Genomic DNA, 19,538 nt, shown 5'->3' with positions numbered 1-19,538 from the left:
CATTCCTGCGGGGAACCGGGCCGATATCAAGCGGTAAAGTTGAAACACTATGACTACTGCTTCTGCGTCCAGCGCTGCCTCCAGCGCCATCCCTGCCGTCAACGCCGAGACTCCAGTCCGCGTCCGCTTCTGCCCGTCGCCTACGGGAACGCCGCACGTTGGCTTGATCCGCACTGCCCTGTTCAACTGGGCCTATGCGCGCCATACCGGTGGCAAGCTGATATTCCGCATTGAGGACACTGACTCTGCCCGCGACAGCGAGGAGAGCTACCACCAGCTGCTGGATGCCCTTAAGTGGCTGGGCATCGACTGGGATGAGGGCGTCGAAGTAGGCGGACCGCATGAGCCATACCGCCAGTCACAGCGTGGAGATATCTACCAGGACGTCATCGCCAAGCTCAAGGCTGGGGGACATGTCTACGAGTCCTACTCCACGCCGGACGAGATCGAAGCCCGCCACCGGGCAGCTGGCCGCGATCCCAAACTTGGGTATGACGGCTTCGACCGCCACCTGACCGAGGAACAGCTTGCCCAGTTCAAGGCCGAAGGCCGGGAAGCCGTGCTGCGTCTCCGCATGCCGGATGAGGACCTCACCTTCAAGGACCTCGTCCGCGGCGAGATCACGTTCAAGGCCGGTTCGGTGCCCGACTTCGCGGTTGTGCGTGCCAATGGTGCTCCGCTGTACACGCTGGTGAACCCGGTGGACGATGCCCTCATGGGCATCACGCACGTGCTTCGCGGGGAGGACCTCCTGAGTTCCACGCCCCGGCAGATCGCGCTGTACCGGGCGCTCTACGCGATCGGCGTGGCGGAGTACATGCCGGAGTTCGGTCACCTGCCCTACGTCATGGGCCAGGGTAACAAGAAGCTTTCCAAGCGCGATCCGGAATCCAGCCTGTTCCTGCACCGCGAGCGTGGCTTCATCCCTGAAGGCCTGCTCAACTACCTGTCCCTGCTGGGCTGGTCACTGAGCGCGGACGAGGACATTTTCACCGTGGAGCAGCTCGTGGCTAACTTCGACATCCATGATGTCCTGGGTAACCCTGCGCGCTTCGACCTTAAGAAAGCCGAGGCCATCAACGGCACCCACGTACGTATGCTCGAGCCGGAGGACTTCAAGCAGAGGCTCGTCCCGTATCTCCGTGCTGCGGGCTTCGTGGGGGAGATCCTCACGCATCGGCAGGAGGAGATCCTCGGGGAGGCGGCTCCTCTGGTCCAAGAGCGCATCACACTTCTCGGCGAAGCTCCTGAGATGTTGGCCTTCCTCTTCAAGGCCGACGACGCGATCGATGTTGCTGACGACGCCCGTAAGGGGCTCCCGGAGAACCTGCAGGAAGTGCTTGACGCGGCACTTGCTGCGTTGGAGCCCATAGAGGATTGGACCGCTGAGAACATTCAGACGGCACTCAAGCAGGCATTGGTCGAGGACCTTGGCATCAAGCCCCGTGCTGCCTTTGGGCCGGTGCGCACCGCTATTTCAGGCCGACGTATTTCTCCGCCGCTGTTCGAGTCAATGGTGATCCTGGGTAAGGACTCCTCATTGGCCCGCGTTCGCGCGTTCCGGGGCTAGGCGGCAACGGTCATGGCTATTGCAAGCTCCTTCGGAACTATCCGCGGTGTTCTGTTCGACATCGACGACACCTTGGTGGACCTTGAGTACGCCATGACAACGGCGCTGCGTGATGTTAGCGAACATCTCCTGCCCGGCCTTGACCAGGCCGGGTGGGTGAAGTTCGGCCGTATCTTCACCCACGAGACAACGCATTTCTATGACCGCTACCTTGCTGGCGAACTGACCTTCAATGAGCAGCGCCTTTTGAGGGGCCGGGCAGCCTTGGGCCACTTTGGCGTTGAGCTCGGAGACGGTGAGGAATCGCAGTCATGGGTTGCTGAGTACCATCAGCGGCAAACGGCCTACGTGCGCGCTTTCGACGACGTAGCAGGCGTGCTGGATGCGCTCGACGCTGCGGACATTCCCTACGGTGCTGTCAGCAACAACGTTCATGACTACCAACGGGCCAAGTTGGATGGGGCGGGCCTGTCCAGGATCAAGATCCTCGTAGGAACGGATACGGTCGGCGTGGCGAAGCCGCATCCTGCAATCTACCTTGAGGGCGTGCGGCTGCTGGGGACAGAACCCGGTGAGACTCTCTACGTTGGGGACAACCGGCTTCTTGACGCGGACGGCGCAACGGCCGCCGGCCTTATTGGCGTGTGGCTCAACAGGACCGGGGAAGAGGTTGAAGAGTTCGTCGGGCGTCAGGTGGATTCGTTGTCGAGACTGCTGATTAAGGCACCATCCGCAGCCTGACATCCATGTGATGCAGGTAACGGCCTCGCGATTTGTGCAGGTGGCAAGACTCCGGTAGAGTCATTACTCGTGCTGAGGGGCACGGAGGGAAAAGCCAAGGGAAACCACGGCGAAGAACTCCGGTCCAAAAGTCACTTTGGGATATGGTGTAATTGGCAACACTACGGTTTCTGGTACCGTCATTCTAGGTTCGAGTCCTGGTATCCCAGCTCTGAAATTCCGCTCTATTGCAGCGGAAAATCAGAATTCCACATCGCTTAGCCGATTTGGAAGAGAGCTGAAAGTGTGAAATACTCATTCAGCTTGTTCGCCGGAAACGGCGAAGAAAAAGTGCAAGGCCCCATCGTATAGCGGCCTAGTACGCCGCCCTCTCACGGCGGTAACGCGGGTTCGAATCCCGCTGGGGTCACAAACAATTCCCCCGGAACTCCGGTTCCGGGGGAATTCTTCGTTTAAGCGCATTTCCGGTTACCAGCCGACATTGCGGGTTAGCGCCCCCGACATTCCCTCCGCCAGGCACCTGATGACCCGCTGACAGTCTTCGGGCTGGCATGATGATGCTGTGACCGCACATGAAGAGCCGCCAAGAGCAGGGACCAGTCCTGTCACGAATAAAGCCCAGGCTGATGCCGTCAACACCCTCGAAGCGGCCCGGAGCGAACTAGCGGGCGCAGCCTTGCCACTCGCCTTGCCCGATGCCGAAGCCGGGCGCCGCTTGATCAGGGAGACCCTCGCACAGCTCGACGACTATGTGATCCCCAGATACCGCAGCCTGGACGCGCCGCTGCTGGCCGTCGTCGGAGGTTCCACTGGTGCCGGTAAATCGACGCTGGTTAATGCGTTGGTAGGCTACCCGGTGACACGTGCCGGAGCTATTAGACCGACAACGCGTCAGCCGATCCTCCTCCACCATCCGCAGGATGGGGAATGGTTTGAGGGCCAGCGCATTCTTCCCAACCTGGAGCGGATCAGGGGTAGCGTCTCTGCGGAACCGTTGCCTGCAAATCAAGCCGGGATGGCGCCGGATGCCCAGGCAATCACGTCCCTGGTGCTCGTGGGTCACGACCATGTGCCCCAGGGCGTGGCGATTCTGGATGCGCCGGACGTCGACTCCATTTCCGATAACAATCGCAGGCTGGCGGGTCAGTTGCTCGCCGCAGCGGATCTTTGGGTGTTCGTCACCACGGCAAACAGATACGCCGACGCCGTCCCGTGGCGCCTGCTCCTGGATGCGGCTTCGAGGGACATTACGGTCGCCGTGGTGCTGGACCGCGTGCCACCGGCAGCGGAGGAAGAAGTCAGGACGGACCTCAAGGCGATGTTGGATCGTCATGGCCTGGCTGCTGCAGAACTCTTCGTGGTTCAGGAAAGTGCATTGGACGATTTGGGCATGCTGCCGCGCGAAGCTGTCAGCGATTTGAGGCTTTGGCTGGCCAGCCTTGCCGCTGATTCCGCCGGACGAGCAGACGTCGCGCGGCGCACGCTCAATGGTGCCATCAAAGCAGTGAGCGCCCGGTTTGAAGCCATTGCGGCTGCGGCTGCGGCCCAGGATGCTGCGGCGCATGAGCTGCGCTCTGTCTGCGTTCACGAATACGACGACGCCCTGCTGCGCATTCTGGAAGCAACCAAGGACGGTGCGCTGCTCCGCGGGGAAGTGCTGGCACGATGGCAGGATTTTGTGGGCACGGGAGAATTCTTCCGTGCACTTGAGCAGAACATAGGGCGTATGCGGGACCGGATGGGGGCATTCTTCAGAGGTGAACCCGCCCCGGCTGTGAAAGTCGAGACCGCGATCGAAACAGGTTTGCAAGCAGTGATTCTTGATGAGGCCGCCAACGCCGCAGAAAACGTCGACAGGCGCTGGCGCTCGGACGCGGCAGGCCGCCAGCTCTTGGGCGCCGCAGATCTTTCAGGGACCAGTCCTGGCTTTGACGCGAAGGCCGCGGCCGCCATCCGCTCCTGGCAGGAAGGACTCATGGAACTGATCCGCACCCAAGGTCAGGAAAAGCGCACGCAGGCCCGGTGGCTCTCCTTCGGCGTGAACGGGCTGGGCGCAGCGCTGATGGTGGTGGTTTTCTCCATGACTGCCGGTTTGACAGGGTTGGAGATAGGCATTGCGGGTGGAACGGCTGTGGTGGGGCAGAAGCTGCTTGAAGCTGTCTTCGGTGAGGATGCCGTCCGTCGGCTTGCCCAGCAAGCCAGGGCCGATCTTCACACGTCCTGCCAACGCCTTCTCGAGGAAGAACGGGACAGGTTCCTCGGTCGGCTGGAGGCCACTGGCTTGGACGGTGGCACCGTCCATAGCGATATGCACCTCGACCACCATGCCAAGGCACTCCGTCGCTTGGCAGGAGCGGCATGAGCCGGCACAGCCAAGTCCGGGAATCGTCCCAACTCCAGCGGCGGCTCGAAGCGCTGAACACAGCACGGGAGCTGGCCGAGGGAGTGCTGCCCGAGGAGGAACTGCAATCCGTGTATGAGGTCCTTGAACGGGCCTCGTCCAGACGCTCGTTGTCGGCAGGACACACGGTGGTGGGCTTTTTCGGGGCCACAGGAAGCGGCAAGTCATCCTTGTTCAATGCCGTTTCCAGCAGCAATCTGGCAACCGCGGCAGCCCGTCGGCCCACCACATCCGCGCCGTTGGCAGGAATTTGGGGCGAGGACGGAAGTGGGCCGCTGCTGGACTGGCTCGGAGTGCAGGAGCGGCACAGCCTGCCTGGGCTCCCAGGCCTGGCGTCTGCGGAGAGCGGCCTGATCCTGCTGGACCTTCCCGACTTTGATTCAACGAAAGTGGAGAACCGGGAGGTAGTCCAGCGCATGGTCGGGATGGTGGACGTCCTGGTCTGGGTGCTGGACCCGCAGAAGTATGCAGATGCTGCCGTGCACAACGACTTCCTGCGTCCGATGGCCTCCCATGGAGCCGTCACACTTGTTGTCCTGAACCAGATAGACAAGCTCAACGACGCCGACACCGCTGATGTGCTTCATTCCCTGAAAGGCATCCTTGAGCGCGACGGCCTGGATGACGTTCGCATCCTGGGCGCTTCGGCACTGACTGGCGAAGGCATCGATGCCGTTCGTGGTGCCATCCGGGACGTCGTGATCCAACGGGAGGCCGCCACAAAACGCTTGGCTGCCGATGTCTCCAAGGCTGCTGCCGAACTGTTCCAGGTTTCAGGTGCAGGCGAGGCTCGCGGCATCAAAGCAAATACCAAGGCTAGACTCGCCACCGAATTGTCGACGGCGGCCAACGTACCTGTGGTGGTTGACGCGGTAGCGCGATCCTTCAAGAGGGAATCGGCGCGGCGGACGGGATGGCCCGTGACGCGCTGGTTGCTGCGATTCCGGCCTGATCCCCTGCGGAGGCTGAACCTGGGTAGGCAGGACACCAGGCCCGAGCTCAACCGGACTTCCTTGCCGGTAGCGGGCGCACCCGAACGTGCGAGGACGGATGCCGCAGTGCGTGATTTTGTGGATGAGGCTTCGGAAGGCGCTCCTGGCCCGTGGCGGGCGTCCATCCGTGCTGTGGCCAGGGAAAGCCGCGAGCAACTGCCGGATGCCCTGGACCAAGCCATCGCCGGGACGGATCTCAAAACGTCAAAACGCCCGTTCTGGTGGTTGTTGTTCAACTCACTTCAATGGATCGCACTTCTCCTGGCGGTCGGTGGACTTGGTTGGCTTGGGCTCCTGGCCGCGCTCGGCTATTTCCAAATGCCTGTGCCGGAGGTTCCGAGGACTGAGGGATGGCCCTGGCCTACGTTGATGGTGGCCTGCGGAGTGGTTTTGGGGATTGTTCTTGCCATCTTCGGCAGAATCATCGGCGGCTGGGCCGCTCGCCTGCGCGCCAAGGGCGTGGCCAAAAGACTGAAAACCGCGATAGCAGGCGTAGCTGAGCAGCGCATCGTGGAACCGGTGGAGGTGCAGATTGCCCGTTTAGGTGCCTTCAACGCGGCGATAAAAACCGCGCGCAAAGGATAGGGACGTCTATAGATCGGCCGCAGCGTCCTTGACTTTGATCAGGGTCCGAAGGTTCCGCGTTGTGGTGCTGGCCTTGTACCGCGGCTTGGCAGAGAGTTTGCTGAAGGGACTATCCAAGGTGCCTCCGGCCGGTGATAGCCAAGCGGTAGCTTCCGGTCCGAGCCGCACCTGTTCCACGCCACCAAGGGCCTCTCCGGCCTCAAAGAGCTCGTCCAGCATGGCTTTGTCCGAGGTGAGCGTGATGTAGCTGTGCGTGGCTTTGTCGTCGGCAGGGTACGGGCAGGCATCCACGAGTTCGGCCACCCGCGAAGAAGTGAGGACAACAACCCAGGCGTCGTAGCCGAAGGATTCACGCAGGCACTTTTCGAACTGGGCTTTTACATCCTTGATGCTCAGATCACTCTTCAGGACAACGTTTCCACTCGCCAACAGCGTCTTCACGTCAGAGAATGGGTAGCCCTTAAGTGCCGATTTCAGGTCGGCCATCTTGATGTTGATCCCGCTGACGTTGATGCCCCTGAGGAATACTGCGTAGATGGTCATGGACGTCCCCCTTCAAAGACAGCGGGTCTAGTCGTTGTTCTTGCGCAAGGCTTCTGTCAGTACCCGGGCGGCATTGCAGACGACCTCGGCGTGCAATCGTCCTGGCTGACGCGTGAGGCGCTCAATGGGACCTGAAATGGACACTGCGGCTATGACCCGTCCAGAGGGTCCACGGACCGGAGCGGAAACCGAGGCGACCCCCGGCTCGCGTTCGCCCAGGCTCTGACCCCAGCCCCGGCGTCGTACTCCTGCCAGGACGGTGGGCGTAAATCGGGCGTTCTGGAGTCCTTCCAGCAGGCGGTCGTGGTCTTCCCAAGCGAGGAGGACCTGCGCGGCCGAACCGGCTTTCATGGACAGCTGGGTTCCCACCGGAATGGTATCGCGCAGCCCGATCGGACGCTCCGCTGAGGCAACGCATACGCGCCAATCGCCCTGCCTGCGGAAAATCTGGGCGCTCTCGCCGGTAGCGTCCCGCAGTTGGATGAGTACCGGCCCTGCAGAAGCGATGAGCCGGTCTTCACCGGCCGCGGATGCGAGTTCCACCAAGCGGCTGCCCAGAACGAATCGTCCCTGGATGTCGCGACTGACCAGCCGGTGGTGGACCAAGGCCAGCGCGAGCCGGTGAACGGTGGGCCGGGCGAGGCCAGTGGCCGCTACAAGTTGTGCAAGTGTTGTTGGCCCGGCCTCGAGGGCATCGAGTACTTGGGCCGCTTTATCAATGACCCCGACTCCACTAGAATTGTCCATGTAATGATATTGCCGTCTCAATATCTGAGATGCAAGTTGTTTCACTAGCCTATTTTGCGGCCCTGCTGGTTCAGTGGTTAGAAGAGTTCAGTGGTTAGAAGAACAGTTCAGTGGATGAAGAACATCCAACTTCAGTGAAGGGAGCAAGGCCGTGGGAAAGACACTGGCCGAGAAAGTCTGGGACGCGCATGTAGTGCGCAAAGGTGAAGGCGAAGGAGCCAATGCCCAGCCCGACCTTCTTTTCATTGACTTGCACCTGGTCCACGAGGTGACGTCACCGCAGGCTTTCGAAGGGTTGCGCCTGGCTGGCCGCAAGCTGCGCCGCACCGACCTCACCATTGCCACGGAGGACCACAACACTCCCACATTGGACATCGACAAGCCCATCGCGGACCTCACCAGCCGCACGCAGATTGAAACGCTGCGCGCCAATTGCAAGGAATTCGGCGTCCGCCTGCACTCGCTCGGCGATAAGGAGCAGGGCATCGTGCACGTTGTGGGTCCGCAGCTGGGCCTGACCCAGCCGGGCATGACGGTGGTGTGTGGCGATTCGCACACCTCCACGCATGGCGCCTTCGGTGCACTGGCCATGGGCATCGGAACCTCTGAGGTCGAGCACGTCATGGCAACCCAGACGCTGTCCTTGAAGCCGTTCAAGACCATGGCGATCAACGTCGAGGGCACGCTGCGCCCCGGCGTCACGGCCAAGGACATCATCCTGGCCGTCATCGCCAAGATCGGTACCGGCGGGGGCCAGGGCTACGTCCTGGAATACCGCGGCTCTGCCATCCGGGCTCTGTCGATGGATGCCCGAATGACCATCTGCAACATGTCCATCGAGGCTGGCGCCCGTGCCGGAATGGTCGCCCCGGACCAGACCACCTATGACTACATGCAGGGCCGTCCGCATGCGCCCGAAGGCGCGGACTGGGACGCCGCCGTCGAGTACTGGAACACGCTCCACACTGACGCCGACGCGACGTTCGACGTCGAAGTGGACCTCGATGCCAACACCCTCGAGCCGTTCGTCACCTGGGGCACCAACCCTGGCCAGGGCGTTTCGCTGTCAGCCAGGGTTCCGTCCCCGGAAGACTTCGGAGATGAGAACGCCAAAGCTGCCGCGGAGCGCGCGCTGCAGTACATGGGCCTTGAGGCAGGCACACCCATGAAGGACATCCGCGTGGATACCGTGTTCCTGGGCTCCTGCACGAACTCCCGGATTGAGGACCTGCGGGCCGCGGCGGACATTATCCGCGGCCGCGAGAAGGATCCGGAGGTCCGAATGCTTGTGGTGCCGGGTTCCGCCCGTGTCCGTCTGGAAGCTGAAGCTGAGGGCCTGGACAAGGTGTTCAAGGATTTCGGTGCCGAGTGGCGATTCGCCGGTTGTTCCATGTGCCTGGGTATGAACCCGGACCAGCTGGAGCCGGGGGAGCGTTGCGCATCAACGTCCAACCGCAACTTTGAGGGCCGCCAGGGCAAGGGTGGCCGTACGCACCTTGTCTCTCCCGTGGTGGCTGCCGCGACAGCCGTTCGCGGAACATTGAGCTCGCCGTCGGACCTTGAGCCCGCTTCTGCAGGCACATTGACCGGAATCGCAGTCTAGGAGGATCCCATGGAAGCATTCACCACCCACACCGGCATCGGTGTTCCGCTGCGCCAGAGCAATGTGGATACCGACCAGATCATCCCGGCGGTCTACCTCAAGCGCATCACGCGCACAGGCTTTGAAGACGCCCTCTTCGCTGCGTGGCGCAAGGACGAGTCGTTCATCCTCAACCAGGCCCCGTTCAAGGCCGGCTCCGTGCTGGTGGCCGGCCCCGACTTTGGCACGGGTTCCTCCCGTGAGCACGCCGTCTGGGCGTTGAAGGACTACGGTTTCAAGGCCGTGTTGTCCTCTCGTTTCGCCGATATTTTCCGTGGTAACTCAGGCAAGCAAGGACTCCTGGCCGCCCAGGTTGCCCAGGATGACATCGAGCTCATCTGGAAGGTCCTGGAAAATGCCCCCGGCACCGAAGTCAAGGTGGACCTGGTCTCCAAGACGGTGGAATGCGGCAACGTCGTGGCCCCGTTTGAGATCGACGACTACACCCGCTGGCGCCTCCTGGAAGGCCTCGACGACATCGGCCTGACCCTCCAGCACGAGGAAGACATCACCGCTTACGAGGCCACCAGGCCCGCCTTCAAACCGAAGACCCTTCCGGCGAAAAGCTGACGGATCCGTCGTCGGCTGAATGCTGCGGAACCAGGACCGGTGGGCCCCTTAGGGTGGGCTCGCCGGTCCTTTTTTCGGAGGATTGATGGATACAGGATCTGCCCGGCACGGGGCGGCTCCATTTCGGTTAGGTAACCCGAGCTTCTATGCTTAGCTGGAGCCTTTGTAAGTATGGGGGGCGAGTAGTCGTGAGGAAACCGGTATAGATGAGTAGTGTTCTGACAATCCGCGGTGGCGTCCCGTTGACAGGGCGGGTGACCGTTCGCGGTGCCAAGAACCTTGTGCCCAAGGCCATGGTGGCGGCGTTGCTGGGCAGCGAACCATCAGTGCTTCGGAACGTGCCGGAAATCAAGGACGTGGAGGTTGTTACCAGCCTCCTGAAGCTCCACGGGGTGACTGTGGTCAAGGACCCCGCCACGGGCGATCTGACACTGAATCCGAAGGATGCCAAAACGGCATCCAGCACCGCTATTGACGCGCACGCCGGCGATTCACGCATCCCGATCCTGCTGTGCGGCCCTTTGATCCACGCGATCGGAGAGGCTTTCATTCCGGACCTCGGCGGCTGCAAAATCGGCGATCGTCCTATCGACTACCACCTGAACGTCCTGCGCCAGTTTGGCGCCGTCGTGGAAAAGCGCCCGGGGGGCATCCACATCTCCGCGCCCAACGGCCTGCACGGCGCCAAGATCTCCCTTCCTTATCCATCTGTGGGTGCCACCGAGCAAGTGTTGCTGAGCGCCACGCGCGCGGAAGGAATCACGGAACTCAGCGGCGCTGCAACGGAACCGGAGATCATCGACCTCATCGCCGTGCTGCAGAAGATGGGCGCGATCATCAGCGTCCAGACTGACCGCACTATCCGTATCGAGGGTGTCAAGGACTTGGGCGGCTATAACCACCGGGCCCTTCCGGATCGGAACGAGACGGCGTCCTGGGCCTCGGCCGCGTTGGTGACGCGTGGCGACATTTTTGTTGAAGGCGCTTCACAGCGGGACATGATGACCTTCCTGAACACCTACCGCAAGGTGGGGGGCGGCATGGACATTGGTGATGACGGCATCCGTTTTTACCACCCCGGAGGCAAGCTTTCCCCACTGGTCCTGGAGACGGATGTGCACCCAGGCTTCATGACTGACTGGCAGCAGCCCTTGGTGGTGGCTTTGACCCAGGCGGAGGGTGTGTCGATCGTGCATGAGACGGTCTATGAGAACCGTTTCGGGTTTACCGATGCCCTGGCCCGGATGGGTGCAAACATCCAGGTCCACCGTGAGTGCCTTGGCAGCGTCCCCTGCCGCTTCGGCCAGAGGAACTTCCTGCATTCTGCCGTGATCTCCGGTCCCACGCCGCTGCGGGGGACCGAGATTGACATCCCTGATCTTCGCGGTGGCTTTAGCCACCTCATCGCAGCTTTGGCCGCGACGGGCACCTCCAGGGTCACTGGCATCGATATCATCAACCGCGGATATGAGCGCTTTACGGAGAAGCTCGCTGGCCTGGGCGCCGATTTCGACATCATCACCACCAAGTAGCGGGGGACCCTTTGAAGGAATCGGCCAAGAGCCGGGCTACGTTCATGCTCCTGGCGGGCATTGCGCGTCCGTTGATGAACGTCTTGATGGGCAAGAAGTGGGAGGGCACTGGGAAGCTCCCCGCGGGCGGCTTCATCGCAGCACCGAACCACTGCACCGAAATTGATCCTGTCGTGATCGGGCACATGCTGTACAACCAGAAACGTCCTCCGCACTTCCTCGCGAAGGCAGGACTCTTCAAAGCACCTGTGCTGGGAACTTTGCTGCGGGCGACGAACCAGATTCCGGTTGAACGCTCGACGGCGGGAGCGAACCGCTCGCTGCAAGTCGCCAAAGAGGTGGTGGACGCCGGAGGTGCGATCATTATCTACCCCGAGGGAACCCTGACCCGGGACCCGGACCTGTGGCCGATGAAGGGGCACACTGGCGCTGCCCGCTTGGCATTGCAGACAGGTGCACCCGTAGTTCCAATGGCTCACTGGGGGGCCCATGAGGTTTTCCCCCGATACGCCAAGCGCTTCCACATCTTTCCTCGAAAGACCGTCAGGGTTCTCGTCGGTGAGCCCGTGGATCTGAGCGCTTTCGCGGACCGGCCCATGGACCGGGCCACGCTGTCCGAAGCTACAGACGTCATCATGGACGCGGTCACCGCGCTCCTGGCAACCCTGCGCGATGAGGAGCCGCCCGCCGAACGCTGGGATCCGGCCGTTCATAAGCAAGCCAAACATGGCCGGTTCGTGGAGCGGGGTTCGAACGCTGCACTGGGCGCAGCGCCTGAAACGGCTGCAGAACCCGCTGGCAACGAAGCATCTCTTGAGGATCCGGAATCGGAGGGCAGCAAATGACGGTCATTGAAAGCCCTGTCCCTGCTCCGGACACCGTAGCTGTACTTGGCGCAGGTTCGTGGGGAACTACGTTCGCCAAGATCCTCGCGGATGCTGCTGCAACTGCCGGGGTGGAGCGGAGGATCCGTATTTGGGGGCGGCGCGCCCGGGTAGTTGATCAAATCAACGCGGATCACCGCAATGAGCAGTACTTGAAGGACATCGAACTTCCCCACGCAGTCACCGCATCCACGGATGTTGCAGAGGTCCTGCAGGATGCCGGTCTCGTGGTCCTGGCCGTGCCGGCCCAATCGCTGCGGCCCCAGTTGGGAGAATGGAAGCGCCTGCTCGCACCGGACGCAATTGTCGTATCGCTCATGAAGGGCCTCGAACTGGGGACTGATGCACGCATGAGCGAGGTCATCGCCCAGGAGCTCGGCATCCCCGAATCACGTGTGGTGGTGGTCTCTGGACCCAACCTCGCCATGGAGATTGCAAGGGAACAACCCACTGCGTCTGTAGTTGCGTGCAGTGACGCCGATACCGCCGCCGCAATCGCACTCTGCTGCACCGCACCGTACTTCCGTCCCTATACCAGCACCGATGTTGTGGGCGTTGAGATCGGCGGGATCGTCAAGAATGTGATTGCCCTGGCCGTGGGTATCTGCGAGGGGCGACAGATGGGTGACAACACCAAAGCGTCAGTCATCACACGAGGCCTCGCTGAGACGTCCCGGCTTGCCTTGGCGCTGGGTGGAGAGGCCCACACTATGGCGGGTCTCGCGGGGCTCGGCGACCTCGTTGCAACGTGCTCATCTGCGCTTTCCCGAAATCACACAGCTGGAAGGCTTTTGGGCGAGGGGCTGAGCCTCGAGCAGGTGGCTGAACAGATGACGCAAACCGCTGAAGGCATTAAATCCGGCCCTGCCGTGCATGAATTGGCGGACAAACTGAACGTCGAAATGCCCATTACCGCCGCCGTTGTGGCGGTGCTTGAAGGCAAAATGTCCGTTGATGACCTGGGGCCGCGATTGCTGGCCCGGGCCCTTAAGTCCGAAGGCGATTACTGATTGTGACTGAAGAATCCACCCCCGTGACCGGCCGTCGACCCCGTGTAGCGGTCCTTTTCGGCGGACGTTCCAGCGAACACGCTGTTAGTTGCGTAACGGCGGCAGGCGTCATGGGTGCCATTGATAAGAGCAAATACGATGTCGTGCCGATTGGTATTGCCAAGTCCGGACAATGGGTCCTTGCATCGGGGGACACCAGCCAGTGGTCCTTGAGCTCGTCGGCGCTTCCTGAGGTTTCGCCGTCGGACCGGACTGTCACCTTGGCAGAGGTGGGCGGCGAGCACCAGCTGATCGTGACCGCGCCGAATGCGATACCCGAGGAACTCGGTTCCGTGGACGTCGTCTTTCCTTTGCTTCATGGCCCTTGGGGCGAGGATGGAACAGTCCAAGGCCTCTTGGAGCTATCCGACACACGCTATGTTGGTGCCGGCGTGCTCGCTTCGGCAGTCGGCATGGACAAACACTTCATGAAGGTAGTTTTTGAAGCCGCTGGACTGACCGTGGGGCCTTATATCGCCGTCACGGACCGAGAATGGCTCACGGACGCCGAGGCTGTCCGCAAGCGCGTAGACAAGCTCGGTTTCCCGGTCTTCGTTAAACCTGCCCGTGCAGGCTCCTCGATGGGAATTTCCAAGGTGGATTCTTTGGAGGGCCTTGACGCCGCCATCGAGGAAGCCCGCCGCCACGACTTGAAGCTGGTCATCGAAGCCGGGATTGTCGGGCGCGAAATCGAGTGCGCTGTGCTGCAAGGCAGGGGCACCGATGCGCCCCGCACCTCCATGCCCGGCGAAATTGCGGTGGCTATGGGGGAACACGAGTTCTATGACTTTGCTGCCAAGTATGTTGAAGATGGTGCTGCCGCGCTGAGTTGCCCGGCTGATATGCCGGACGAAGCCATTGCGCGCGTTCGGGAATTGGCCGCTGCCGCCTTTGACGCCGTGGGCGCGGAAGGCCTGAGCCGGGTGGACTTCTTCTACACGCCCGCGGGTGAACTGATTATCAACGAAATCAACACCATGCCGGGCTTCACTCCCAAGAGCATGTACCCGCAGATGTGGGCGGCCTCAGGCCTGTCGTATCCCGAGCTGATCGATGAACTCATCCACTTGGCACTGACCCGCAAAACGGGCCTGCGCTGAACCCTGGCAAATAGCAGCTGGTGTCGGTTGGAACGACCGGCACCAGCTGCTGTGTATGCGGTTGAGTGCCCGCTACTTGGCGGTCGGGAGGTTCTGCAGGTCTTCCTGACCCACGCAGTGCCGCGTTGCTTTGATTTTGCCGGCAGCGGCGGCAAGTTCGGTGAGGACTGTGGCAGAGCTGATGTTGGCGGCTTCCAATTTGACCGGATCGACGAGGATTTCCGTTGCCGGTTCGCGTCCAAAGGTGGTCAGGGTATAGACGCCATCGCCTTCTTTGATCACCCAGTCGATGTCATTCACGCTGACGCAGCGGTCAGTGGTTGGTCCAGGGACGTTTACACCGCAGCGCAGGATGATCTGGGAAGGATCGCCCCAGGCAGCAGTGGCCTGGCTGTTGGTCTTGCGGAGCGCGGCATCGCCGATCTTGTCCGGCAGCGCCACCATCATTGGGGCGCAGGCCGGATTGGCGGCGTCGGTTGCCGCCGTGACGTCCACGGTGGGGGCGCAGGCTGACACTGCGAGGACGGACGCTGCGGCCAGGCTGAAGGCCACGGCGGTCCGCGGAAGGGTCTTTCGGTGCATCACCCCAGCCTATCCCGCGCACGAGGCCGCTTGGCATGCGGTTGGTGCACCGGTTAGGAGAGTCACATTGCCGACGGGGCGCCCGGCTCAGGCTCCGGCGGTATTTTGTCGGTGTCCCGCGATAGCGTAGAGCCGTGCCCCCAAAACAGCCATCCGAAGCCCCAAAACAGTCATCCGAAGCCCCGAAACAGTTATCGGAAGATTGTCCAACAGTCGCAGATCTCTCGGAGTCCGAGCTCCTTGCCCTGATCTTCCCCCGCCTGAACAGCAGCCCCAGTGTCCTGCTGGGTCCCGGCGACGACGCCGCTATGGTTGCCGCCACGGACGGCCGCACACTGATTTCCATCGATACCCAGACCCAGGACCAGGACTTCCGGCTGGAGTGGAACAACGGCTATCGAACCACCGGATACGACGTCGGATGGAAGTCCGCGGCACAGAACCTTAGCGATATCAACGCCATGGGCGGAACGGCTACCTCACTGGTGGTGAGCCTAACCATGCCGCCGGCCACGCCAGTTCAATGGGTTGAGGACTTCGCGGATGGCCTCACCGCTGGGATCATCGGGCTGGGGGTTCCTGATTGCTCCGTCGCTGGGGGTGACCTGGGCCGTGGCCGGGAGATTGCGGTGACTGTCGCCGTCGTCGGTACTTTGGCTGGACAGACGCCTGTGTTGCGTTCCGGTGCGAGGCCGGGAGATGTCGTGGCAGTGGCAGGCACCCTGGGGCGAGCCGCCGCCGGCCTGGCGCTGTTGGAAAGCGATGTCACTGTAACGGACCTCTCAGATGAGCAGCGTGCACTGTTGGATAGCCAATGCCGGCCCTTGCCGCCGTTGGCTGCCGGGCCGCTAGCCGCGCGCTCGGGCGCAACAGCAATGATGGACATTTCAGATGGTTTGCTGCGCGACGGCGGCCGGCTCGCCGCGGCAAGCGACGTCATCCTGGACTTTGACGCTGTTGCGTTGAAGGCCCACGCCCTTCCGCTCGAACCCGCTGCCGCCTTGCTGGGCGTAGATTCGATGCCGTGGGTTCTGGGCGGCGGAGAAGACCACGGACTGCTGGCTACGTTCCCAGCTGGAATTCAGCTGCCGCAGGGCTTCACTGCGATAGGCTCAGTTCAGGCCGTTGTCCAGTCTCATGGCAGCGGCGTCCGGATTGCCGGACAAGCTGCTGACACCGTGGGATGGGATCATTTTGCAGACTAAGATCGCCGCGAATGCGCACGCCATGAAACGTTGGCTCGGCAAGACAGAGGTGGTCCTTGGCAACCATAGCGACCGCCTGAACGCGATCAACATCTTTCCCGTCGCAGACGGCGATACTGGAACCAATCTTTACCTCACCGCGCGCGCGGCTGTGTCCGCGTTGGCTGGCACCGCTCCTGACGCTGTCGAGACCGGTAACGACGTCGGTGCTGTGCTGTCGCGCGCTGGTCAGGCTGCCATGGAACAGGCAAGGGGTAACTCCGGCACCCTCTTTGCTGTTTTCCTGTGCGCAGCGGCGGAGCCGCTTGCTGGTAAGGCGCGCCTGAGTGCGCCACTGCTGGCCACGGCCCTTAACAGGGCCCAGATCCGAGCTTGGTCGGCCTTGAGCGAACCGGTATCCGGAACCATGCTGTCCGTCCTTGAAGCAGCGGCCCATGCAGCCCAGGCGGTGGATTCCTCCCAGAATAGTGATGACAGCAACCACGCACTGGGCCTTGCCTTGGACGCCGTGGTGGAAGCTGCCTTTCAAGCCGTCGTACGCACAGAGGATGAACTCGCACCCCTACAGGCGGCGCATGTGGTTGACGCCGGCGGTGTAGGTATGTTGCTGGTGCTGGACTGTCTCCGCTCCGCAGTGCTCGGCGAAGAACTGCAGGATGAGCTCCTGGATGGCCTCCACGGCTACCAGCTGCAGGATCCGCACATCCACCAGCAGATGCCGGCCGACGACGGCGTCGAAGTGATGTGTACCATCAGCCTTTCGCCCTTGGACGCGGCCGTGCTGCGCCAACGCCTGGACGAGATGGGTGATTCCGTCATCATGAGCCAGGTTGGCAATACAGGTCACCATCCAGACGACGACGAATCCACCGCTGAGGCCAGTTATCGTTGGCGGGTGCATGTCCACGTACCTGATCCCGCGCCGGCAGTAGCGCTGATCCGGTCTCTGGGGGAGCCAACGGACATCGCAGTCAGCCAACTTGCCCTTCCCCGGGATTCTGAAGAGGGGTCCAGGGATTCTGAAGACGGTCACCGGGACCAGCAAGCAACACAAACTGCAGACCCCAGCAGCATCCCGGGCCAGCCACGGCATGAACACTGAGCTGGAACTGCCCCTGGAACGCAGGATCGGCAAGCGCTCGGCGTCCGTCATTGAAAAGCACCTAGGCCTCAAGACAACCGGCGCGTTGCTGAACTACTTTCCGCGCAGGTATTTGAGCAGGGGCGAACTTACTCCCATCAGCAACCTTCCCCTGGATGAGGAAGTCACTCTAATTGCACGGGTCCTGTCCAACAGCACCCGTCAGATGCGTGCCCGCCGGGGTTCCATCACGGACGTCGTGGTGACCGATGAAGCCGGTGGAAGCCACGTTTCCGGCACCCTGAAAGTCAGTTTTTTCAATGGTTTCCGGGCCAAGGCCGAGCTCCTCCCGGGACGCCGTGCAATGTTTTCCGGCAAGGTGACCCGCTACGCGGGAGCTTTGGGCCTGACCAATCCAGACTTCCTCCTGCTGGATGAGGATCCGGATGCTGACGGTTCGATTGACCCCGAAAAGCTGGCAGCCATGCCGATTCCCGTCTATCCCGCCACGGCAAAACTAACAAGCTGGTCCATCCACAAGGTGATTACCGCGTTGCTGCAAACCCTGGACCTCGATGCCTTGGCCGATCCCCTTCCGGAGTCGATTGTCAGCAGGGATGGACTGCTCAGTGTGGCTGAGGCGTACCGCCTGATCCATTCGCCTGAAACGGCAAAGGACTGGCAGCGGGCACAGGAACGGTTCCGCTACCAGGAGGCGTTGGTGCTGCAGGCAGCTTTGGCGCGACGACGTGCCCAGCTTGCTGCAGAGGAAGCCACTGCCCGACGCCCAGTCAGCGACGGCCTGCTGGGCGAGTTTGACCGGAACCTGCCCTTTACGCTCACCGCTGGCCAGACAGCAGTGGGAAAGACACTTTCCGAAGAACTTGGCCAGGACACTCCCATGAATCGACTCCTGCAAGGTGAGGTCGGTTCGGGCAAAACCATTGTGGCACTGCGGGCGATGCTGCAGGTGGTTGACGCGGGGGGACAGGCAGCACTCCTCGCGCCCACTGAGGTTTTGGCTGCACAGCATTTCGATTCCATCCGCAGGACCCTGGGTCCGCTGGCCCGCGATCATATGTTCGGGGGTGCCGGCATGCTTGGTGCCGATGCCGGGCAGGCTGGCGTCATGGTGACCCTGCTGACTGGATCCATGCCTGCCTCCGCCCGAAAGCAGGCCATGCTCGACGCCGCCTCGGGCAACGCCGGCATCGTGATCGGCACCCACGCTCTGTTGAGCGACAAAACCAGTTTTCAGGACCTCGGCTTGATCGTGGTGGATGAGCAGCACCGCTTCGGCGTGGAGCAACGTGACGCCCTGCGTGCCAAGGCCCAACGTCCGCCGCATCTGCTGGTTATGACTGCTACGCCGATTCCCCGCACAGTGGCGATGACCGTGTTTGGCGACCTTGAGACTTCCATCCTCGATGAACTCCCCGCTGGGCGGGCGCCCATTTCCACCCATGTTGTAGGGCTCGCCGAGAACCCGGGCTGGGCGGAGCGAATCTGGAAACGATCGCGGGAAGAAGTCGACGCCGGTCATCAGGTCTACGTTGTATGTCCCAAAATCGGGTCCGACGACGACGGCGACTTCAGCCCAGGAGAGGCGGAACCAACGGATGCCGAACTTTCGGATGAAGGTCCGGCCCGCGAACTCGCTTCGGTGACAGCCGTCGTCGAGAGCCTGGTGCAGGAGCCATCCTTGGCCGGGGTGCCCGTGGCGCCCCTCCATGGTCGTCAGGACCCGCTGCTTAAAACCGAGACCATGGCATCGTTCGCGGCAAACCAGACCAAGGTGTTGGTCTCCACCACGGTCATCGAGGTGGGTGTCGACGTTCACAATGCCACCCTGATGGTCATCCTGGACGCCGATCGTTTTGGTATTTCCCAACTCCACCAGCTTCGCGGCCGGGTTGGTCGTGGCGGTCTGCCGGGGACTTGCCTCCTGGTAACTACTTTGGAGCCTGGGCATCCGAGCCGTCGAAGGTTAGACGCCGTGGCGTCCACCACCGACGGGTTCGCGCTCTCCCAGGAAGACCTGAAGTTCCGCCGTGAGGGCGATATCCTCGGTGCCTCACAATCAGGTGGGCGCTCCACGCTTAAGCTGCTGCGTGTCCTGGAGCATGAAGATCTGATTGCCCGTGCTCGCGCGGATGCACAGGCGCTGGTGGCACATGACCCGGCGCTGCGACACCAGTCGGTCCTGGCGGCGACCATTGATGAATACTTGAACCCTGAAAAGGAGGCGTTCCTTGAACGCGGTTAGAGAATCCCCAGGTACGCGAATCGGTAAAGGGTCGGGCACCGGCAATGG

16 protein-coding genes and 2 tRNA genes are annotated in these 19,538 nt (G+C 61.9%); 15 read left to right on the top strand and 3 right to left on the bottom strand.

Going from position 1 to position 19,538, the window contains the following annotated elements:
- The first annotated feature begins 49 nt into the window (after positions 1-49).
- The 6 genes from gltX (at position 50) to KSW38_RS06960 (ending at position 6,289) form a co-directional block, all read left to right on the top strand.
- A complete protein-coding gene (gene gltX / locus KSW38_RS06985) occupies positions 50-1,570 on the top strand; it encodes a glutamate--tRNA ligase (RefSeq protein ID WP_216923880.1) in 1,521 nt (506 codons plus the stop codon).
- Between the two features lie 12 nt (positions 1,571-1,582).
- Positions 1,583-2,311, top strand: a complete 729-nt coding sequence (locus KSW38_RS06980; RefSeq protein ID WP_216923879.1) for an HAD family hydrolase — start codon at positions 1,583-1,585, stop codon at positions 2,309-2,311.
- Positions 2,312-2,448: 137 nt separating this feature from the next.
- A tRNA-Gln gene (locus KSW38_RS06975) sits at positions 2,449-2,520 on the top strand.
- Between the two features lie 127 nt (positions 2,521-2,647).
- Positions 2,648-2,720, top strand: a tRNA-Glu gene (locus KSW38_RS06970).
- Between the two features lie 153 nt (positions 2,721-2,873).
- Positions 2,874-4,673, top strand: coding sequence for a dynamin family protein (locus KSW38_RS06965; protein ID WP_216923878.1), 1,800 nt, complete (start codon positions 2,874-2,876; stop codon positions 4,671-4,673).
- Entirely contained in the window at positions 4,670-6,289 is a 1,620-nt protein-coding gene (locus KSW38_RS06960; RefSeq protein ID WP_216923877.1) for a GTPase, read from the top strand. The genes KSW38_RS06965 and KSW38_RS06960 overlap by 4 nt, the downstream gene beginning before the upstream one ends.
- Positions 6,290-6,295: 6 nt before the next feature.
- Here the strand turns inward: KSW38_RS06960 and KSW38_RS06955 are convergent, their stop codons facing one another.
- Positions 6,296-6,832 carry a DUF1697 domain-containing protein gene (locus tag KSW38_RS06955; protein ID WP_216923876.1) on the bottom strand — a complete coding sequence of 179 codons (537 nt, stop codon included), beginning with the start codon at positions 6,830-6,832 and terminating at the stop codon, positions 6,296-6,298.
- 27 nt (positions 6,833-6,859) lie between these two features.
- A complete protein-coding gene (locus KSW38_RS06950; RefSeq protein WP_014922101.1) occupies positions 6,860-7,579 on the bottom strand; it encodes an IclR family transcriptional regulator in 720 nt (239 codons plus the stop codon).
- A gap of 151 nt (positions 7,580-7,730) precedes the next feature.
- Between KSW38_RS06950 and leuC the strand changes: the two genes are divergently transcribed.
- From leuC to KSW38_RS06920, 6 genes are all read left to right on the top strand, one after another.
- Positions 7,731-9,182: a 3-isopropylmalate dehydratase large subunit gene (leuC, locus tag KSW38_RS06945; protein ID WP_216923875.1), complete on the top strand. Its 1,452-nt coding sequence runs from the start codon at positions 7,731-7,733 to the stop codon at positions 9,180-9,182.
- Between the two features lie 9 nt (positions 9,183-9,191).
- The gene (gene leuD, locus KSW38_RS06940) at positions 9,192-9,791 is read left to right on the top strand and encodes a 3-isopropylmalate dehydratase small subunit (RefSeq protein WP_216923874.1); all 600 of its coding nucleotides are present in this window, start codon (positions 9,192-9,194) and stop codon (positions 9,789-9,791) included.
- Between the two features lie 206 nt (positions 9,792-9,997).
- Positions 9,998-11,323, top strand: a complete 1,326-nt coding sequence (murA, locus tag KSW38_RS06935) for a UDP-N-acetylglucosamine 1-carboxyvinyltransferase (RefSeq protein WP_216923873.1) — start codon at positions 9,998-10,000, stop codon at positions 11,321-11,323.
- Positions 11,324-11,334: 11 nt separating this feature from the next.
- A complete protein-coding gene (locus KSW38_RS06930) occupies positions 11,335-12,168 on the top strand; it encodes a lysophospholipid acyltransferase family protein (protein ID WP_216923872.1) in 834 nt (277 codons plus the stop codon).
- Entirely contained in the window at positions 12,165-13,217 is a 1,053-nt protein-coding gene (locus KSW38_RS06925; protein ID WP_216923871.1) for an NAD(P)H-dependent glycerol-3-phosphate dehydrogenase, read from the top strand. The genes KSW38_RS06930 and KSW38_RS06925 overlap by 4 nt, the downstream gene beginning before the upstream one ends.
- A complete protein-coding gene (locus KSW38_RS06920; RefSeq protein WP_216924142.1) occupies positions 13,217-14,356 on the top strand; it encodes a D-alanine--D-alanine ligase family protein in 1,140 nt (379 codons plus the stop codon). The genes KSW38_RS06925 and KSW38_RS06920 overlap by 1 nt, the downstream gene beginning before the upstream one ends.
- Positions 14,357-14,428: 72 nt before the next feature.
- On the opposite strand, the gene KSW38_RS06915 is transcribed toward KSW38_RS06920, so the two are convergent.
- A complete protein-coding gene (locus KSW38_RS06915; RefSeq protein WP_216923870.1) occupies positions 14,429-14,938 on the bottom strand; it encodes a DUF3515 domain-containing protein in 510 nt (169 codons plus the stop codon).
- Between the two features lie 245 nt (positions 14,939-15,183).
- Here KSW38_RS06915 and thiL point away from each other — a divergent pair, with 245 nt between their 5' ends.
- The 3 genes from thiL to KSW38_RS06900 are packed head-to-tail and all read left to right on the top strand — an operon-like array spanning position 15,184 to position 19,490.
- Positions 15,184-16,143: a thiamine-phosphate kinase gene (thiL, locus tag KSW38_RS06910; protein WP_254186221.1), complete on the top strand. Its 960-nt coding sequence runs from the start codon at positions 15,184-15,186 to the stop codon at positions 16,141-16,143.
- 22 nt (positions 16,144-16,165) lie between these two features.
- On the top strand, positions 16,166-17,245 hold the full coding sequence (locus KSW38_RS06905) for a DAK2 domain-containing protein (protein WP_216923868.1): 1,080 nt from the start codon (positions 16,166-16,168) through the stop codon (positions 17,243-17,245).
- Complete coding sequence (locus KSW38_RS06900) at positions 17,235-19,490, top strand: ATP-dependent DNA helicase RecG (RefSeq protein ID WP_216923867.1); 2,256 nt, start codon at positions 17,235-17,237, stop codon at positions 19,488-19,490. The genes KSW38_RS06905 and KSW38_RS06900 overlap by 11 nt, the downstream gene beginning before the upstream one ends.
- Positions 19,491-19,538: the final 48 nt, after the last annotated feature.

It is taken from the genome of Paenarthrobacter aromaticivorans (assembly GCF_019038615.1).
In the GTDB taxonomy this organism is placed as follows: domain Bacteria; phylum Actinomycetota; class Actinomycetes; order Actinomycetales; family Micrococcaceae; genus Arthrobacter; species Arthrobacter aromaticivorans.
This window is presented reverse-complemented; position numbering and strand designations above follow the sequence as displayed.